15 protein-coding genes are annotated in these 17,930 nt (G+C 69.8%); 11 read left to right on the top strand and 4 right to left on the bottom strand.

The genetic code is table 11. From position 1 onward, the window contains the following. Positions 1-8 precede the first annotated feature (8 nt). The 9 genes from AB0M01_RS15105 to AB0M01_RS15065 all read left to right on the top strand — a co-directional run bounded on the left by AB0M01_RS15105 (position 9) and on the right by AB0M01_RS15065 (position 9,099). Positions 9-1,532 carry an FGGY-family carbohydrate kinase gene (locus AB0M01_RS15105; RefSeq protein ID WP_363669588.1) on the top strand — a complete coding sequence of 508 codons (1,524 nt, stop codon included), beginning with the start codon at positions 9-11 and terminating at the stop codon, positions 1,530-1,532. After that, positions 1,532-2,518, top strand: a complete 987-nt coding sequence (locus AB0M01_RS15100; protein WP_363669586.1) for a 2-hydroxyacid dehydrogenase — start codon at positions 1,532-1,534, stop codon at positions 2,516-2,518. The genes AB0M01_RS15105 and AB0M01_RS15100 overlap by 1 nt, the downstream gene beginning before the upstream one ends. Further along, positions 2,515-3,207: an MgtC/SapB family protein gene (locus AB0M01_RS15095; RefSeq protein ID WP_363669584.1), complete on the top strand. Its 693-nt coding sequence runs from the start codon at positions 2,515-2,517 to the stop codon at positions 3,205-3,207. Before AB0M01_RS15100 ends, AB0M01_RS15095 begins: the two co-directional genes overlap by 4 nt. Positions 3,208-3,276: 69 nt before the next feature. Next, positions 3,277-4,077: an inositol monophosphatase family protein gene (locus AB0M01_RS15090; RefSeq protein WP_363669582.1), complete on the top strand. Its 801-nt coding sequence runs from the start codon at positions 3,277-3,279 to the stop codon at positions 4,075-4,077. Then, positions 4,074-5,024 carry a sugar ABC transporter permease gene (locus tag AB0M01_RS15085; protein WP_363669581.1) on the top strand — a complete coding sequence of 317 codons (951 nt, stop codon included), beginning with the start codon at positions 4,074-4,076 and terminating at the stop codon, positions 5,022-5,024. Before AB0M01_RS15090 ends, AB0M01_RS15085 begins: the two co-directional genes overlap by 4 nt. Beyond that, positions 5,021-5,836, top strand: a complete 816-nt coding sequence (locus AB0M01_RS15080; protein ID WP_363669579.1) for a carbohydrate ABC transporter permease — start codon at positions 5,021-5,023, stop codon at positions 5,834-5,836. Before AB0M01_RS15085 ends, AB0M01_RS15080 begins: the two co-directional genes overlap by 4 nt. Then, on the top strand, positions 5,833-7,155 hold the full coding sequence (locus AB0M01_RS15075) for an ABC transporter substrate-binding protein (protein WP_363669577.1): 1,323 nt from the start codon (positions 5,833-5,835) through the stop codon (positions 7,153-7,155). The genes AB0M01_RS15080 and AB0M01_RS15075 overlap by 4 nt, the downstream gene beginning before the upstream one ends. Beyond that, positions 7,152-7,832: a glycerophosphodiester phosphodiesterase family protein gene (locus AB0M01_RS15070; protein ID WP_363669575.1), complete on the top strand. Its 681-nt coding sequence runs from the start codon at positions 7,152-7,154 to the stop codon at positions 7,830-7,832. Before AB0M01_RS15075 ends, AB0M01_RS15070 begins: the two co-directional genes overlap by 4 nt. 76 nt (positions 7,833-7,908) lie before the next feature. Continuing rightward, the gene (locus AB0M01_RS15065; protein ID WP_363669573.1) at positions 7,909-9,099 is read left to right on the top strand and encodes a Gfo/Idh/MocA family oxidoreductase; all 1,191 of its coding nucleotides are present in this window, start codon (positions 7,909-7,911) and stop codon (positions 9,097-9,099) included. Between the two features lie 58 nt (positions 9,100-9,157). On the opposite strand, the gene htpX is transcribed toward AB0M01_RS15065, so the two are convergent. Beyond that, positions 9,158-10,030 (bottom strand): zinc metalloprotease HtpX, encoded by an 873-nt coding sequence (htpX, locus tag AB0M01_RS15060; RefSeq protein ID WP_363669571.1) that lies wholly within the window; start codon positions 10,028-10,030, stop codon positions 9,158-9,160. Between the two features lie 81 nt (positions 10,031-10,111). Between htpX and AB0M01_RS15055 the strand changes: the two genes are divergently transcribed. Beyond that, positions 10,112-11,728 (top strand): phosphodiester glycosidase family protein, encoded by a 1,617-nt coding sequence (locus tag AB0M01_RS15055; protein WP_363669569.1) that lies wholly within the window; start codon positions 10,112-10,114, stop codon positions 11,726-11,728. A 52-nt stretch (positions 11,729-11,780) separates the two neighbouring features. Here AB0M01_RS15055 and AB0M01_RS15050 read toward each other — a convergent pair whose 3' ends face one another. From AB0M01_RS15050 to AB0M01_RS15040, 3 genes are all read right to left on the bottom strand, one after another. Next, on the bottom strand, positions 11,781-13,232 hold the full coding sequence (locus AB0M01_RS15050) for a hypothetical protein (protein WP_363669567.1): 1,452 nt from the start codon (positions 13,230-13,232) through the stop codon (positions 11,781-11,783). A 115-nt stretch (positions 13,233-13,347) separates the two neighbouring features. Further along, the gene (locus AB0M01_RS15045; RefSeq protein WP_363669565.1) at positions 13,348-14,292 is read right to left on the bottom strand and encodes a hypothetical protein; all 945 of its coding nucleotides are present in this window, start codon (positions 14,290-14,292) and stop codon (positions 13,348-13,350) included. Between the two features lie 97 nt (positions 14,293-14,389). Further along, on the bottom strand, positions 14,390-15,073 hold the full coding sequence (locus tag AB0M01_RS15040) for a GntR family transcriptional regulator (RefSeq protein ID WP_363669563.1): 684 nt from the start codon (positions 15,071-15,073) through the stop codon (positions 14,390-14,392). Between the two features lie 119 nt (positions 15,074-15,192). Here AB0M01_RS15040 and AB0M01_RS15035 point away from each other — a divergent pair, with 119 nt between their 5' ends. After that, entirely contained in the window at positions 15,193-17,925 is a 2,733-nt protein-coding gene (locus AB0M01_RS15035) for a UxaA family hydrolase (RefSeq protein ID WP_363669561.1), read from the top strand. The last annotated feature ends 5 nt before the right edge of the window (positions 17,926-17,930 follow it).

The following is a 17,930-nucleotide window of genomic DNA, read 5'->3' as shown; positions in this document are numbered from 1 at the left end:
AGGCCGCTGTGGACATCGGTGTCGACGTCGGAACCACGGTCACCAAGGCCGTGGCGTTCGACGAGCAGGGCCGGCAGGTCGCGGAGGCGTCCCGCCCGACGCGGCTGACCCGCCCGGGACCTGGCCGCTTCGAGCACGACACCGACGAGATCGTCGCCTCAGTCAACGAGGTGGTCCGGGAGCTGATCTCAGGCGGGATGAGCGGCGGCCGGGCGACCGCGCAGCTGGTCTCGGGGCGAGGGGCTCCCGTCCCCTCCTCTCCCGGGGGCGAGGCCGGCGGAGCCGGCGAGCCCGTGGGCGTGGTGGCGATCACCGGGCAGGGTGATGGGCTGTGGTTGGTGGACGACTCTGGCCAGCCGGTGCGGCCTGCGATCTCCTGGCTGGATGCTCGGAGCAGCTCGATCCTCGGGGAGTGGACTGCGAGCGGCGTCGCCGAGCAGGTCTTCCGGCGGTCGGGCAACCGGATGTTCCCCGGCGCCTCGGGGCCGCTGCTGGCTGCCGTGCTGGCGGAGGAGCCTGAGACACTCGCGAAAGCGGCGACGGCGGCGTACTGCAAGGACGTCGTCATGCAGCGGCTCACCGGCGTACGGGCTACTGATGTGTCGGATGCCTCGGCGCCGTTCCTCGATCCGAGGACGGGTGAGTACGACGAGGAAGCGCTGGCGGCCTGCGGGTTGAGCGACTGGCGGCATCTGCTGGCGCCAGTCGGTACGCCGACTGGTGAGCTGACGGATGACAGCCTCGGCCTGCCACTGGGGACTCGCGTGTCGGCTGGTCCGTACGACCTGCCGGCGGCGGCGATCGGCGCCGGGGTGACCGAGCCCGGGGACGCGCTCCTGACCGTCGGGACGACGCTCGCCTGCCAAGTCGTGACGCGGGATCTCTCGGTCGACGGCGAACCGGCCGGGCTGTTCCTGGGGACGTGGACGCCCGGCGTCTGGCTGCGCGCGATGCCCGCGATGGTCGGGACCGCGGCGCTCGATCAAGTGCTGAAGCTCGTCGGCGCGACGACCGATCAGCTGCACGGGCTGCTCACCACCAGCCGCCCCGGCGCGAACGGTGTGACCGTGCTCCCGTACCTGTCCGAGGCCGGTGAGCGAGCGCCGTTCGTCGACACCAACGCGCGGGGCACGTTCGACGGGATCTCGCTGTCCACCACCCCGGCCGATCTGCTGCGCGCGACCTGCGAAGGGATCGCGTACGCCGCACGCCACTGCCTCGAAGCCGCCGGGTGGACCGGCAAGGTCACCGTCTGCGGCGGAGGTGCCCGCAGTACCGAGTGGACGCAGATCCTCGCCGACGTGCTGAACACGCCGCTGCACACCACCGAGGCTTCGCAAGTAGCGGCCCGCGGCGCGGTGCTGGCGGCCAAAGCTGTTCAGGCTCCCGAGTGGATCGCCCAGACCAAACAGATCGACCCCGACGAAACCCGCGCGGCCTTCTACGACGACGGCTACGCGCACTACCTCCGCCGCATCGAGTCGGCCCGCCCGCGCTGGGCCGACCCGTCCCCGACGTACTCAGGAGCTTGATGAAAACCCTGCTGGCCGGCGACCACTTCGTCCGCAACGAGCTGCTCGCCGAGAAGCTGTCTGCCTTGCCGGGCGCCAGCTTCGAGTTCAGCGAGCTGACGCTGCCGTGGCCGCTGACGCCGTACGGGCGGGTCGCCGAGGTCGACGAGGCGAGTGACGTCGAGGACGAGCTGATCGCGGCGCTGCCGGGGATCGAGCTGGTGGTCACCCAGATGGGCCCGTTCACCGAGCGGGTCCTCGACGCCGCGCCGGACCTCCGCTACCTGGTCTGCTGCCGCGGCGGCCCGGTCAACGTGAACGTGCCCGCGGCAACGAGGCGCGGCGTCCAGGTCGCCTCGACGCCGGGCCGCAATGCCGGCGCCGCCGCCGAGCACGCGATCGCGCTGATGATGGGGGCCCTGCGCAAGCTTCCGCAGCTCCAGCGCACCCTCGAGCGCGGCGAGTGGCGCAGCGACCTCTACGCGTACGACGAGTGCGGCGGCGAGCTCGACGGCGCCACCGTCGGCCTGGTCGGGTACGGCGCGATCGGCAGCCGCGTCGCGCGGGTGATGCGCGCCTTCGGCGCGCACGTCCTGGTCGCCGACCCGATCCTCGACCCGGCGTCCCCGCCCGACGGCATCGAGGTCGTCGAGCTCGACGAGCTGCTCACCCGCTCGGACGTGGTCAGCCTGCACGCGCGGCTCACCGACACCACCCGCGGCATGATCGGCGCCGCCGAGCTGGCCCGGATGCCGCGCGGCGGCGTACTGGTGAACTCTGCTCGTGGGGGTCTCCTCGACTACGAGGCCACGGTCGATGCCCTCGAGTCCGGCCAGTTGGGGGCGGCCGCGTTCGACGTCTTCCCGGCTGAGCCCGTCCCCAAGGACTCCCGCCTCCTGACCGCACCGAACGTCGTGATGACACCGCACCTGGCCGGTGCCACCCGGCAGACCGCCCGCCGCGCGGCGACCCTCGCGGCCAAAGCTGTTGCAGACTTCTTGACATGACGTGGTTCTCGGAGAGCACCGGTACGGAGCTGCTCCTGCTGTCGATCGCGTTCGGTCTGTCGATGGTGATCGGCCTGGAACGCCAGCTGCAGCAGAAGAGCGCCGGGATGCGCACGCACGCGCTGGTCGGGACCGGCGCGGCGCTGTTCACGCTGGTCTCGGGCTTCGGCTTCTCGACGGTGCTCGGGACGGACGTGAACCTGGACCCGTCCCGGATCGCCGCGCAGGTGGTCTCCGGCGTCGGCTTCCTCGGCGCCGGCGTGATCTTCATGCGCCGCGACGTCGTCCGCGGGCTGACCACCGCCGCGACGATCTGGATGACCGCGGCGATCGGGATGGCTTGTGGGGCAGGGATGCCGGTGCTCGCCGGGGCTGCGACCGTGCTGCACCTGATCGCGGTCGGTGCCTTCGGCCACCTTTCCCGGATCCTTCCGTCGCCGGACCGCAACCGCGTGGTGACCGTGCGGTACCTGGACGGCTCCGGGGTGCTGCGGGCGATCCTGTCCACCGCGACGTCGATGGGCTTCGAGGCGTCGGTGCTCTCGACCGACGTACGGCGTGAGGACGGGCGCCAGCAGGTCCGGGCGTCGATGCGGTTCCGCGGTCGCCCACCGCTGCAGCACCTGGTGGTCGCGCTCGGCGAGTTGGAGGGTGTGACCGCGGTCAGGCTGCACCTTGACGAGGATTGATGTGAATTCAGTGAGAAAATCACACTCCAGGACTGTTTGAAACCATCATTCGGTGATAATTTCACCGGCATGTCCAGTCCCGATCCGCGCGACCTGCTCGGTGTGGCGACGCGTCTGGCTCATTCGGCCGGGGCCGAGCTGCTCGCCCGGCAGGACGAGGTGTCGCTGGAGAGCGCGCAGACCAAGAGCTCGGGCACGGACCCGGTCAGCGCCGCCGACCGGGCGTCGGAGCAACTGATCGTCGACGGCGTGCTGAACGCTCGTCCCGGCGACGGGCTGCTCGGCGAGGAAGGCGCGCGGGAGAAGTCGACGACCGGGCTGACCTGGGTGATCGACCCGCTCGACGGGACGGTCAACTACCTGTACGGGCGGCCGGACTGGTGCGTCAGCATCGCGGTCCAGGACGCGCGCGGCGCGCTCGTCGGCGTCGTCCACCAGCCCACGACCGGCATCACCTGGTCCGCAGTCCGCGGCGCGGGAGCCTCGCGGGACGGGAAGTTCCTGAAGCTCCGCGAGGGGCGCGAGCTCGCCGACGCGCTGGTCGCGACCGGCTTCTCGTACCTGGCCGAGCGCCGCGCGGAACAGGCGGAGTACCTGCGGCAGCTGCTGCCCGTCGTACGGGATCTGCGGCGGGGTGGATCGGCCGCACTCGACCTGTGCTCGGTCGCGGACCGTACGGCGGACGCGTACTACGAGCACGTGATCCAGCCGTGGGACGTCGCGGCCGGTGGGTTGATCGCCCGGGAGGCCGGCGCCCGCACGATCGGCGGTCCCGGGACGGCGTTGCCGGGCGGGCTGCTCGCGGCCGCGCCCGACCTGGCCGAGGACTTGGTCAGGGTGTTGAGCAGGGTGAGGAGACGAGTGGCATGACAGTGGTCGACCTGCCGGCCCGGGCGCACCCGGACGAGGTGAAAGCGCCCGCCGGGACCGACGAACGACGGCGGCGACGGCGGCGCGAGTACGGGCTGTTCGCGTTGCTGGTGGCACCGAACCTGCTGGTGATCGCGGTCTTCGCGTACTGGCCGATCCTCTACAACGCGTTCCTCAGCCTGACCGACTGGAACATGATCGCGGCCCGGCCGACGTTCGTCGGGCTCGACAACTACGTGAACACGCTGACCGACCCCGCGTTCCACAAGACGCTCGGTGTCACGGTCGCATTCACGGGCCTGATCGTGGCCGGCAGCCTGGTGATCGGGCTCGCGCTGGCGGTGCTGTTCAACCAGCCGCTGAAGGGCCGCGGTCTGGTCCGGACGATCTCGTTCGCACCGCACATCCTTTCCGGCGCCGCGGTCGCGACGATCTGGCTGTTCGTCTTCGACCCGGGGTACGGACTGATGCGCGCGCTGATCGAACCGTTCGGCGCCGAGCCGCCGGACTGGATGAACAACTCCGACTGGGCGCTGCCCGGCCTCGTCATCGTCTACCTGTGGAAGAACGTCGGGTTCACCGCGCTGATCTACCTGGCCGGCCTGCAGGGTCTGCCGAAGGAGCTCGACGAGGCCGCCGCGATCGACGGCGCCGGCACCTGGACGCGGTTCCGCGCGATCAAGCTGCCGCTGCTCGCGCCGATCTCGTTCTTCCTGCTGATCACCACCGTGATCGGAACCTTCCAGGCCTTCGACGTGATCGCCGTGATGACCGGCGGCGGTCCGGGCGACGCCACCACGACGCTGAGCTGGTCGATCTACAACGAGGGCTTCCAGGCGTTCAACGCCGGCCGGGCCGCGACGCTGTCGATCATCATGTTCGTGATCCTGCTGGTGGTCACCACGATCCAGGCCCGCGTGATGGAGAGGCGGGTGCACTACCGATGAAGGTGCGTGCGGTCCAGTACGTCGTCCTGCTCGGCGTCGCGGCGATCTTCCTGGGACCCCTGTACTGGTTGATCTCCGCGGCCGTGAAGCAGCCGGCCGAGATCTACCGGTGGCCCCCGGTCTGGTGGCCCGACGACTTCACCTGGGACAACTTCAAGCTCGCCTGGGAGGCCGCTCCGTTCGACCGGTTCTTCCTGAACTCGACGCTGATCACGGTCGTCGGCACGCTGCTCAAGGTGGCGAACGCGGTACTGACGGCGTACGCGTTCGCGTACCTGCGGTTCCCGTTCAAGAAGGTGCTGTTCCTGCTGATCCTCGGTGCGATGATGGTGCCGGGCCACGTGACACTGCTGCCGAACTACCTGACCGTCGCGTCGCTCGGCTGGATCAACACGTACGCCGGACTGATCATCCCCGGCATCGGCTCGGCGTTCGCGACCTTCCTGATGCGCCAGCACTTCCTGACGCTGCCCGGCGAGGTCACCGACGCGGCCGCGGTCGACGGCGCCGGCCACCTGCGCACGCTGTGGCGCGTGGTGCTGCCGATGTCGCGGCCGATGCTGGTCACCGTCGTGGTGATCACCGCGGTCGAGGAGTGGAACAACTTCGTCTGGCCGCTGATCGTCACCAACACCGCCGAGATGCGCACCCTCCCGGTCGGCCTGCTGATCCTCAAGGACGAGGAGGGCCTGGCGAACTGGGGCACGATCATGGCCGGCACCCTGCTGGTGCTCGCGCCGATGCTGCTGATCTTCCTGTTCGCCCAGCGCTACATCGTCGGCGGCATCACCCAAGGAGCGTTGAAGGGATGACCATTCGTCGCAGGGCGTTCCTCGGCCTGGCCGCCGGGGCCTCGCTGGCCGGGTGTGGTTACCGGTCACCGGACGCCGAGTACAAGCAGCCGGCCGGCGCCGTACCGAAGCAGTACGCCGGGCGGACGCGGGTCGTGTTCTGGTCGTCGTACGGCGGGACGAACGGCAAGGCGGTCGACACACTCGTTGCCAAGTTCAACGAGTCGCAGAGCGACGTGTACGTCGAGGCGCAGTTCCAGGGCAGCTACGACGACGTCGCGCAGAAGGTCGCGGCCGGGCTGATCGCGCGGCAGACACCGGATCTCGCGGTGCTGTCCGACGTGACCTGGGAACGGTTCTTCCTCAACGACGCGCTGGAGCCGCTGAACGGTTACTTCACCGACGGTTTCGGGCCGGCGGTGTTCCACCAGAAGCTGTTCAACGAGTACGTCGTGAAAGGGCAGAGCTGGTGCGTCCCGTTCGCGCGCAGTACGCCGATCCTCTACTTCAACCGGGACGTGTTCGCCAAGGCCGGGCTGCCCGACCGGGCGCCGCGGACCTGGAGCGAGTTGCGCTCGTGGGGTGACCAGCTCGCGAAGGTCGACGCCAAGGGACGGCCGATGCGGACGCTGGCGCTGGCGAAGGTGGACGGTGACTGGCAGTTCCAGGGCAACGTGTGGCAGTTCGGCGGCGCGTACTCGAACGGGCTCGACGTCGCGATCGACCAGGATGGCGCGGTCGCGGCGGGGGAGTTCCAGCGGCGGCTGATCCACGAGGATGGGCACGGCTACATGGCGAGCAGCCCGATGACGGACTTCGCGGGCGGGCTGGTCGCGATGTGCCAGGACTCGACCGGTGGGCTGAAATCCGCGATGAGTAAGGCGAAGTTCAAGGTGGGCGCGGGATTCATCCCTTCTGAAGTCGCCGCTGGGCTGGCTACCGGCGGTGGTGGGATCGGGATGTTCCGGAACGCGTCGGCCGAGCGGAAGCAGGCGGCCGCGGCCTTCCTGCAGTTCCTCGCGACGCCCGAGAACTCGGCGTGGTGGACGACGCAGAGCGGGTACCTGCCGGTGGTCGACAAGGCGCGTGAGGATCCGGCGCTGAAGAAGCTGGTTGCCGATGAACCCAACTACGGTGTGGCGATCGCGCAGCTGGTGAACGCTCGGCCGCAGGACGCGATCCGGCTGTACGGGCGGAACGCGAACGTGGCGATCTACACCGGGCTGCAGCAGATCTACGCCGACAACGCCTCGCCGCGGAAGGTCTTCGCGTCGGTCGCCCGGCGGCTCGAGGCGATCGGTGAGGAAGTGTCCCGGCTCTACGAGGAGAAGGTGCTGTGATCATCACTGGGCATCGCGGGGTGATGGGCTCCGAGCCTGAGAACACCCTGCGCTCGTTCGCGAAAGCGGTCGAGTACGGGTGCGACGAGATCGAGCTCGACCTGCGGGTGACGGCGGACGACCAGCTGATCGTGTTGCACGATGCAACGGTCGACCGGACCACGAACGGCAGCGGCCCGGTCGAAGAGTTGACCTTCGACGAGCTGCGCAAGTTCGACGCCGGGCGGGGCGAGCAGGTGCCGACCTGGGCCGAGACGGTCGCCGCTGTCGGTGTCCGGATCCAGGCCGAGGTGAAGGCGGCGCGCGCCGTACCGCTGCTCGTCGCGTCGCTGGAGGCCGATCCCTCGTTGGCCGCCCGGACAATGGTGACGTCGTCGAGCGCGGAGATCCTGCTCGCCGTCCGGCGATCGATGCCGTCGGCAACGACTGGGCTGATCTTCGGGCGGACGCCGGACGTCGCGGACGTGCTCGCGCTGACCCGCGCCGCGGAGGCCGGGTGGGCGCTGTGCGGGATCGCCGGGCTGACTGCTGCGGCCGTCGCTGAGCTGCACGGCGCTGGCCTGCAGGTGACGGCCTGGCCGGTGCCGGATGCCGCGACGCTGGGCCGGGCCGAGGCGCTGGGCGTCGACGGGATCACGACGGACCACCCGGACCGGTTGGCCGCCGTACGGGGGTGAGAGTGGCCTGGATCACACATTTCAACGTGCGGATTTGTTCTTTCGTGGAACAAAAATGTGTGATTGCCTTGACCGCATGAGCATCAGCATCGGTGTGGTCGGAGCCGGCCAGTTCGCCCCCTCGTTCCTGCGGTTGTGGACCGCGCACCCCGACGTCACCCAGGTCGCGCTGACCGACGTGCTGCCGGAGCGGACGGCCGAGATGGCCGCCAAGCTCGGCGTGGAGGTCACCTACGCGTCGTTCGAGGAGATGCTCGCCTCGGACCTGGACGCGGTGGCGATCTTCACCCAGCGCTGGCTGCACGGCGAGATGGCGATCCGGGCGCTGGAGGCCGGCAAGCACGTCTACTCGACGGTCCCGATGGCGATCGAGGCCGACCAGATCGCCCGCATCATCGAGCTGGTCAAGGAGACCGGCCTGACCTACATGATGGGCGAGACCAGCTACTACTACCCGTCGTCGGTCTACTGCCGCGAACGGCTGGCCAAGGGCGACTTCGGCCGGGTCTTCTACAGCGAGGGCGACTACGTCCACGACATGGACCTCGGCTTCTACGCGGCGTACCAGTACTCCGGCGGCGAGAACTGGAAGCAGACCGCGTCGTTCCCGCCCATGCTCTACCCGACGCATGCCGTCGGCAACGTTCTCTCGGTGACCGGGCAGCACGCGACGCACGTGTCCTGCGTCGGCGTGAAGGACGACCGCGGGGACGGGGTGTTCGACAAGGAGATCAGCCAGTTCGACAACGACTTCTCGAACGCGACCGCGCTGTTCACGCTGGCCGACGGCGGCGTGATGCGCACCAACGAGATGCGCCGGGTCGGCTACCCGTCGCACATCCGCGAGTCCCGGCTGCGCGTCTTCGGCACCGAGGGCAGCTTCGAGCAGCTCGCCACCACCACGGTCTGGCAGACCAAGGAAGGCGTCGAGGACATCAGCCAGCTGATGGAGACCAAGGCCTCGGGGAATGCTGAGGAGCTCGACAACGTCGACCCGGCGCTGCGCGACGCGTTCCTGTCGGGTCTGTCGCCGGTGCATGACCGGTCGCGCCTCCCCAAGGAGTTCGCCGGCCTGCACAACGGGCACGAGGGCTCGCACCACTTCCTCGCCGACGACTTCGTCCGCGCGGTCGTCGACAAGACGATCCCGCCGGTGAACGCGTGGGTCGCGGCGCGGTTCACGCTGCCGGGCATCTACGCGCACCAGTCGGCGCTGCAGGGCGGCGTACAGCTGGAGATCCCGGACCACGGGGACGCTCCCGTCTGAGTTCTCTGAACAAGCAGAAGCCCCGATCTGGAGTAGCAGGTCGGGGCTTCTGGTGTTGTCAGGCAGCTACCGAGCGCGTGGCCTGCTGCTGGAGGCGCTTGATGCGCTCCTCCATCGGCGGGTGCGTGGCGAACAGCGCCGCGACCCCCCGGCTGTTCAGCGGGTTGGCGATCATCAGGTGGCTCTGGGTGGCGACGCCGGACTCCGCCGGGAGCGGCAGGGCCGCCGTACCGCGGCTGATCTTCGCGAGCGCACTCGCCAGCGCCAGCGGGTCGCCGGACAGCTCGGCGCCGTCGTGGTCGGCCTGGTACTCGCGGCTGCGGCTGATCGCGAGCTGGATCAGACCAGCAGCGACCGGCGCCAGCAGCACGGTCAGCAGGACGGCGAACGGGTTGGGCCGGTCGTCGTCGTCCGAGCCTCCGAAGGGCAGGAAGATCGCGAGGTTCGCCAGCATCGTCACGATGCCGGCCAGGCCGGCGGCGATGCTGGAGGTCAGGATGTCGCGGTTGTAGACGTGGGCCAGCTCATGACCCAGTACGGCGCGCAGCTCGCGCCGGTTGAGGACCTGCAGGATGCCGTCCGTCACCGCGACCGCCGCGTGCTCCGGGCTGCGCCCGGTGGCGAACGCGTTCGGCTGGGCGACCGGGCTCACGTAGATCCGAGGCATCGGCTGCCCGGCGCGCTGCGCCAGCTCCGCGACCACGGCGTACAGCTCGGGGGCCTGCTGCGGGCTCACCTGGCGGGAGGCCATCGAGCGCAGGGCGAGCTTGTCGGAGTTGAAGAAGAGGTAGGCGTTCAGCCCGAGCGACAGCACTGCCGCGATCACCAGGCCGGTGGTGCCTGCGACCAGGCCGCCGACCGCGACGATCAGACCGGTCAGAACCGCCAGCAGAACGGTGGTTTTGACGGTGTTGCTGAGTGTTCGTGTCACATTGATGAGAACACTGGCGGGCTGGTGGACATTCCGGACGACTCCTTGCGGACCAGGGATGATCAAACGTAGGAACTAGGTATGACCCTTCGCCGTACCGCCCTGTCCGGCTCCGCTCTGCTGGTGATGTCCCTGGCCGTTGGCGGTCTCGCCGCTGCCGCACCGCCACCCTCCTCAGCAGGCGGCTCCTCGGCCGCCCGGCTGCCGCTGGGACCGGCCGACCTCCGCGAGTCCCGCGTGACCAGCACCCTTCTCCCCGGCGTCACCCTGGCCAAGATCACCCGCGGCCAGACCGGCCCGGGCTCGACCTGGACCGTCGAGGTCGCGATCCCCTCCAGCTCACCCGACCCCGACGCGCCCGCGACCGCGTTGTCCGACAAGCCCGGCGCCGACGCCGCTGCCGCGAAGCTCGCGGCGGCCGGGCTCGAGGCGCGCGTCGAGGACGTCCCGACGCCGCGCCTGGCCGACGCCGGCGGCGGCAGTCTCGGCTGGCGCGTCCGCCTCGGCTCCTTCGGCACCAAGGCTGAGGCCGACGCGCTGCGCACCAAGGTGATCGCCGCCGGCCTGAGCGGTTCCAGCATCTACACCGGCTGGGACGGCGAGCCCGACGACATCAGCGGCTCGACCGGGCCGTGGCAGGTCCAGGTGCTGACCATCGACCCGAAGAGGTTCCGCGGCAGCCTCGACGCGACGTACGGGCTCGATCTGGAAGCCCGCGAGACGACCAGCACGCTCGCGACCCTCACCGGCGCGACCGCGGCGATCAACGCCGGCTTCTTCGTGCTCGACCCGAAGGCCGGTGCGCCGGGCGATCCCGCCGGAGTTGCCGTGTACGACGGCCGCCTGGTCAGCGAACCGACCGCCGGCCGGCCCGCGCTGGTGCTCGGCGCGCGCGGCACGTCGGTGGAGCGCTTCCGATGGCACGGCGAGGTCCGCGGCCTCGGTCGCCCGCTCCCGCTCGACGGGCTCAACCGCGTCCCCGGCCTGATCCGCAACTGCGGCGGCACCGCCGACGACCTCCCGACGGCCAAGCCGCTGCACGACGTGACCTGCACGGACGCCGACGAGCTGATCGCGTACGACGCGTCGTACGGCGTCGCGACGCCGAGCGGACCGGGCGCCGAGGTGATCGTCGACCGCCGCGGCATCGTCACCGCGATCCGTCCGACGACGCGCGGCGGCGGGATCCCCGAAGGCGGCCGCACCGTCCAGGCCACCGGCCAGCAGGTCGCCGGGCTGCTCGCAGCGGCGAAGGTCGGCAAACACCTGCAGATCAAGGCTGCGCTGACCGACGCCCGAGGTCACGACGTCCGCCTGGACCGGCGTACGACGATCGTCAACGGCGGCCCCGAGCTCGTCCGCGACGGCCGCATCACCGGCACCGCGAAGGCGGACGGCATGGCCGACAACGCGAACTTCTACTACGGCTGGGTCCACAAGCGAAACCCGCGCACGATCGCCGGCGTCGACGCCCAGGGCCGTACCGTCCTCATCACCGCCGACGGCCGCGGCGTCAACAGCCTCGGCCTCGGCATCGGCGAGGCGGCGGCGGTCGCCAAGTCGTTCGGCCTGCGAGAAGCGATCAACCTGGACGGCGGAGGCTCGACCACGATGGTCGCCAACGGCCAGGTCCTCAACACCCCGTCGGACGCGACCGGCGAACGCCCGGTCGGCGACGCGTTGGTGATCACTCGCTAGAACAAGAACGGCCGGGGCGGAGAACGGTCCGCCCCGGCCCTTCAGCAGTGGCTCAGCTGTCGAGGTGCTTCAGGTCGGTCAGCTCCGCCACGTCGACGGTGCGCTCGAAGTCACCCCGGAAACCGTCGAACACGTACGCCGGCTGAACGCGCTCGGCCTGCTCGTCGGACTCGGTGCGGGTGGTGGTGCCGCTGTGGTCGGCGACCTCTTCGGTCACCGTCTTCGCGGTCGCCTGACCGAAGTCACCGGCCAGCGCGAAGCCGTCGTAGGAGTACGGGAAGGCCGAGTGCACGACCGACTTGCGGTCCGACGCCACCACGGTGTCGTCACCGTCGGTCGCGAAGACGTCGTTGCGACGGTCCAGGAAGGCCAGCGACGGCTTGCCGCTGATCGCCCCGGACTTGCCGGCGATCGCCTGGTGCGACGCCGACTCCTTCGTCACCGTCTTGGTGACGCTGCCGTGCTCGTTCTCGAAGCTCTTGCTGTCCGAGGTCTTCGAGGCCTGCGCCTGGGAGACGAACCCGCTCACCCCGTCGAAGTGGAACGGTGCCGCGAGCTTGCCGGAGGTGTCGCTGGAGTTCAGGCCGACGACCGAGTCCTCGCCGTCGGTGGCGAAGATCGAGCGGCGCCGGTCGATCACGATCGCCTTCGGGTCGGCGACGAACTGGCCGACGTTCAGCCCGGCTTCGGTACCGGAGATCTGCTCGTCCGAGTGCTCCTCGGTCCAGGTCCCGCGCCGCGTGGTGACGGTCTGCTTGCGGTGGCCGGTGGCGGCCTGCTGCTGCGAGGTGTGCGCGGTCAGCCCGCCGAACGAGATCGGCGACGACCCTTCGGTCACGGTCTTGGAGTCCGAGCCCACCAGGCCCGCACCGTCCTCGCCGAACCAGCCGGTGACCGACTTGTGGCTGTCGAACGAACCCTGCGGGTCGACCTTCAGCTCACCGACGCCGACCGAGGTGCTGGTCTTCGACGCCTGCTCCTTGGACTCCTCGGAGGTGACCGAGCCCTTCTTGCCGCTGATCGTGGTCTTCTTCGAGGTCGCCGACCAGTTCTCGTGCTCGGTCGTGAGCTCGGTGCCGCCGATCGAGATCGGCGACTTCACCGATCCGCTGCTGTGCTGCTGGACCGAGCCCTTGGCGCCGTGCTCCGACTTCTGACCGACCGCCTTGGTCACGCTCTTCAGGGTCGCGCTCGGGTTCACCGAGACCTTGCCGGTCTTCAGCCCGACGGTGTCCTTGCGGCCGGACTCCGAGGTCTTGGTCGTCGTCGCCGTGCCACGACGGTCGGTGTGGGTCACGGTCGAGCTGTGCTTGGACGACGACTCGCTGCTCAGGCCGAGCCCGACCGAGCCGATCTCGAGCGGGCTGGACAGGCTCGCAGAGTCGTTCGCCTCGGCCGCACCGGTCTCGGTGGAGGCCTGCGCGGCCAGCGAGCCGGCGAAGAACAGGCCACCGGCGACGGCGGCGGTGCTGAGGGAACGCTTGACCCAGATGTTCATGCTCATGGAGGAAGTGCCTTCCGTGATTCGTTCGAGGTACGACGGGTGGAACGCGCCCCGTCGGAGGGAGGTCGTACTGACCGGCGGAGGGTGCCGGTCGGGACGGGTTCGAACGGGAAGGTCAGTCGGGAGTGGTCCCGGGGCGGGTGCCCGGAGCGGGACCGATCAGGTCGTCGTCGGCCGCCACCGGCCCGGTGACGGCGAAGCGCTGGGCGGCGGTGCCGCCGAGTACTGCGAACTTCTTGGCGATCGTCGAGCCCGACGCCGAGGACAGCACCTGAGTCGGCGACGGTGGGGCCGACGGAGCAGTCGGACCCGGGAGAGCGGGCGCGGGGACCGGTCCGGCCGGAGTCGACGTGGTGAAGGCGGCGTCTCGTGTCTCACCGGCGGCAAGCTTCTGCGCAGTACCGGAAGACAAGTGGTGGGCCAGGGCGGCGGTCTGCGCCGGAACACTGTGCCGGGTGCCGACCTGCGTCTTCGCCGACTCGGCTCGTGGAGACGCCGGGATCGGAGCGGTGACGGCAGGCGAAGCGACGTGATCCACAAGGCCCGGACGGACCGGCGAGGTCGCCGGGGCTTCGGCCACGGGAGCTTTCCGCCCGAGGACTCCGGTCACCACCGGCTTGGCCACCTGGTCGGTCGCCGGCCTCAGGATCTGGTCGGTCACCGGCTTCAGGACCTTGCCGACCACGGGACGGGTGACCTCGTCGACCACTGGCCGCGCCACCTTGTCCACGGTGGGACGAACGACGCGGTCGGCCACCGGACGAACGACCTCGTCGATCGCCGGGCGGGCGACGCGGTCACGCAGCGGGTCGAGGGCATCGGAGGTGGCCCGGAGCTTCGCCGACAGGCGATCAGCGGTCTGCCGTCCGTCGAGACCGGTCGACCGAGCGTCGACTGTCCGGTGATTCGCTGCCGGACGATGGTCGTCGACCCGGTCCGCGGGGCCGGTTGCCGCCGACGCCGAACTGGTGGACAGAGCGGCAGCTGCCGCCGTACCCGCCAGAACACCGAGCATCCACAGCGCAGGCCGCACGATGCGGTGGCTTCGGAGCACGGTCATGGCGGTCAAGGTCTCCACTGCGTCAGGAAGTATGCGTTGACAGTGAAGGCTTCGGGACTGATCGCTGACCGGATAGGTGAGTTGCGAACTTTTCTTGCTACTGGTCGTAGATCCCGCGCAACCGGATCGACATCGAGTTGGTCAGGTGCTGGGTCATCGACGCTTCGGCGGCTTCCGGGTCGCCGGAGCTGATGGCTTCGACCAGGTGGCGGTGCTCGACGAGGACCTCGGGGCCGGTGTCGCGGTCGTAGTGGAGGCGGAAGATGTGCAGGTGGCAGTGGGTTCGCTCGAAGGCGAGGCGGACCTGCTCGCTGCCGGAGAGCTCGGCGATCAGCGTGTGGAAGCGGTTGTCGTGCGCGGTGAGCGACTTGTACCCCGCGTAGTCCACCGACGTCGGCTCGACCGCCGTCGACAGCTCGGCGGCGAGACGCTCGCGGCCGGTGTCGTCGATCAGCTCGGCGGCGCGCCGCGCGGCCCACGGCTCCAGGAGCCGGCGGAACGAGTACAGGTCCTCGAACTCCTCCAGCGTCAGCAGCGGCGTCGCCCGGTACCCCTTGAGCGGCTCCTTGTCGGCGAGCCCTTCCGACTCCAGCCGGGCCAGCGCCTCCCGGACCGGTGTCGACGACACCTGGAACTCGCGCGCCAGCCCGTCGATGGAGATCCGCCCGCCGGGCCGGATCGCGTGGTCCATCAGCATCGTCTTGATCGCCTCGTAGACGTCGTCCGCCAGCATCTGCCGGCGCAGCAGCCGCCGGTCGTGCGGCTCCAGGATGTCCGTCATCGGCCTCTCCACAGGCTGGTCCAGCTCTTGACCCAGCATCATCGATTAGGCAGGGTTACGGTCGTAATCATGCATCATGCACGATTTCACGTACGCCGACCAGCGCTGTGGGAGACGCGATGCTGAGGTTCGACGAGATCGGGGTCCTGCCGGAGCCCGCCGACAATGCGGCGATCTGCTCCCGCCGGCTCGACGCCGGGACGGTCATCGACTTCGACGGGACGCCGGTGACGCTGCCGCACACCGTCCTCGAAGGGCACCGGATCATCGTCAAACCGGTCCGGGCCGGTGAGGCGATCACCTCCTGGCAGACCCCGTTCGCGCGCGCCCTGCGCGACCTCCAGGTCGGCGACTACGTCTGTACGCCGCCCAGCCTGGCCGCCGTCAGCGCCCGTGGCGTCGACGGCCTGCCGACCGAGCCGTCGGCGAGCAACGAGCCGCTCGACCCGTACGCCCTCGACGAGAACGCGCTCAACTTCGGCCGCCAGATCACCTCGGTCGAGCAACCGGGCACGTTCCTCGGCTTTCCACGCGAGCAGGGCCCGGCCGGCACCCGCAACCACGTCGTCCTGCTCGCGACCAGCTCACGGTCGAGCGGGTTCGTCACCGAGCTGGCCCGGCGCTTCGACGGCGCGGCGGCCGGCGACGGCGTCGTACCGGTCGCGCACACCGAGGGCGGCGAGGACGGTACGCCGAACAACCTGCACTTCCTGCTCGCGACGCTGGCCGGTTTCGCGCTGAACCCGAACGTCGGGGCGGTGCTGATCGTCGACACCGAGGAGGACCTGGTCTCGGGTACGGCGATCCGGGAGTTCGCGGCCGCGCAGGGATATCCGTCGCTGCTGGTGCCGCACGCCTACTTCACCCGTTCCGGCGGGTTCGAGGCAGACCTGACGGCGGCCGGGCAGCTGATCGAGCCGTGGTTGCCGGTCGTCGATGCGCAGCAGCGCGTCGAGGTGCCGCTCGCCGACCTGCTGATCGCGTTGCAGTGCGGCGGGTCGGACGCGTTCTCCGGGATCTCGGCCAACCCGCTGGCCGGCAACGTCGGCGCCGAGGTGATCCGGCACGGCGGCGCCGCCGTACTCGCGGAGACCGACGAGCTGATCGGCGCCGAGGGGTACGTGCTGAAGAACGTCCGCGACCTGGGCACCGCGCGGCGGTTCCTGAAGCTCGTCCAGGAGTTCAAGGACCGGGTCGGCTGGCACGGCCACACCGCGGAGGGCAACCCGTCCGGCGGCAACATGTACCGCGGGCTCTACAACATCGTGCTCAAGTCGATCGGCGCCGCCCGGAAACTGCCGCGCGAGGTCCGCCTCGACCACGTCATCGAGTACGCCGAACCGCTACCCGGCACCGGCTACGTCTTCATGGACAGCCCCGGCAACGACCTGGAGTCGGTCGCCGGCCAGATCGCCAGCGGCTGCAACCTGATCTTCTTCACCACCGGTAACGGATCGATCACCAACTTCCCGTTCGTCCCGACGCTCAAGTTCGTCACGACGAGCGCGCGCTACGAACACCTGCAGGCCGAGATGGACGTCGACGCCGGCCGCTACCTCACCGGTACGTCGATGGAGACGCTCACCGCCGAGACCTTCGATCTGACGGTCCGAGTCGCCTCCGGCGAACGGTCAGCCGGTGAACGCGCCGGCCACAGCCAGGTCTCCATCTGGCGCAACTGGCGCCAGAGCGGCCCTCGCGAAGGCATCAGCATCACCACCGACGGCCGGATGAGCCGTCGCCTGGAAGACCTCCCCGCGGAAGACCGCGACGCGCTCCTCCCCGGCGAACCTCTCTCGGGCGTAGGCCCTCAAGTAGTTGCCACCGACCGCCCAGCAACTCCTGTCAGTCTCTTGTCTGTGGACGGTCGCCAACTCCCCGAAGCAGTCGGCCTCATCCTTCCCACCAGCCTGTGCTCCGGCATGATCGCCCTCCGCCTCTCCGCACAAGCCGAGCTGGAGAAGTGGGCCGGCGACGCCGTCACCCGGATGGTCGCCCTCCCGCACACCGAAGGCTGCGGCAGCTCCGGCGGCGCCTCCGAGGAGACGTTCGCGCGCACCATGCTCGGCTACCTCCTCCACCCGAACACGCGGATGGCTCTCCTGCTCGAGCACGGCTGCGAGAAGACGCACAACGACTACTTCCGCTCGAAGCTCGTCGAGGCCGGCGCGGATCCGTCGCGCTTCGGCTGGGCGAGCATCCAGGCCGATGGCGGGCTCGACGCGGTCGGCGAGCGGGTACGCGAGTGGTTCGGCAGCTTCAACCTGCCCACGCCGGTGGAGGTCGACGGAGATATCGGCGCGCTGACGGTCGGGCTGGAGGCTCGGGGGCCGTTGAGTGACGAGACGGCTGAGGCGCTGGCGTTGATCGGTTCGGAGATCGTTGGTTCCGGTGGATCGGTGGTGTTGTCCTCTCGGGGCGGACTACTTGCCAACAACGCTTTCCGCCAGGCGGCGTTCGGGTCTGCGGCTGAGGTCGGGCCGACGGTTGCCCACGGCCAGCGGTTCGCCGTACCAGGTTGGCACGTCATGCGGATGCCCGGCACCGACTGGATGGAGACCGCGACCGGCTTCGGTGCGGGCGGGGTCCAGCAGATCCTCGCGCACGTTGCCGGCGGCACCTTGTCCGCGCAGCGCTTCGTCCCGGTGGTCGAGTTCAGCAGCGACCCGGAGACGGTCGCGAGGTACGGCGACGACCTGGACGCCGTCGCCGCCGGTGACGCCGCCGAGCAGGCCCGGACCGGTCTCGACGCGATCGCGGCCGTCGCGAGCCGGCGGCAGATCCCCAAGGCAGTTGCTTCAGGCAACGTTGGTTTCCAGATCACCCGTGGTCTGCTCGGGACGTCGATGTGAAAGGT

Origin of the sequence: Kribbella sp. NPDC051770 (assembly GCF_040681455.1) — a bacterium.
Classification (GTDB): domain Bacteria; phylum Actinomycetota; class Actinomycetes; order Propionibacteriales; family Kribbellaceae; genus Kribbella.
Note: the sequence above shows the minus strand (reverse complement) of the source record. Positions and strands in the feature narration are given on the sequence as shown.

Coding starts and splice junctions, on each gene's coding strand:
- AB0M01_RS15100 (WP_363669586.1), top strand. CDS start 1,532: ATGAAAACCCTGCTGGCCGGCGACCACTTCGTCCGCAACGAGCTGCTC.
- AB0M01_RS15095 (WP_363669584.1), top strand. CDS start 2,515: ATGACGTGGTTCTCGGAGAGCACCGGTACGGAGCTGCTCCTGCTGTCG.
- AB0M01_RS15090 (WP_363669582.1), top strand. CDS start 3,277: ATGTCCAGTCCCGATCCGCGCGACCTGCTCGGTGTGGCGACGCGTCTG.
- AB0M01_RS15085 (WP_363669581.1), top strand. CDS start 4,074: ATGACAGTGGTCGACCTGCCGGCCCGGGCGCACCCGGACGAGGTGAAA.
- AB0M01_RS15080 (WP_363669579.1), top strand. CDS start 5,021: ATGAAGGTGCGTGCGGTCCAGTACGTCGTCCTGCTCGGCGTCGCGGCG.
- AB0M01_RS15075 (WP_363669577.1), top strand. CDS start 5,833: ATGACCATTCGTCGCAGGGCGTTCCTCGGCCTGGCCGCCGGGGCCTCG.
- AB0M01_RS15065 (WP_363669573.1), top strand. CDS start 7,909: ATGAGCATCAGCATCGGTGTGGTCGGAGCCGGCCAGTTCGCCCCCTCG.
- AB0M01_RS15055 (WP_363669569.1), top strand. CDS start 10,112: ATGACCCTTCGCCGTACCGCCCTGTCCGGCTCCGCTCTGCTGGTGATG.
- AB0M01_RS15050 (WP_363669567.1), bottom strand. CDS start 13,232: ATGAGCATGAACATCTGGGTCAAGCGTTCCCTCAGCACCGCCGCCGTC.
- AB0M01_RS15045 (WP_363669565.1), bottom strand. CDS start 14,292: ATGACCGTGCTCCGAAGCCACCGCATCGTGCGGCCTGCGCTGTGGATG.
- AB0M01_RS15040 (WP_363669563.1), bottom strand. CDS start 15,073: ATGACGGACATCCTGGAGCCGCACGACCGGCGGCTGCTGCGCCGGCAG.
- AB0M01_RS15035 (WP_363669561.1), top strand. CDS start 15,193: ATGCTGAGGTTCGACGAGATCGGGGTCCTGCCGGAGCCCGCCGACAAT.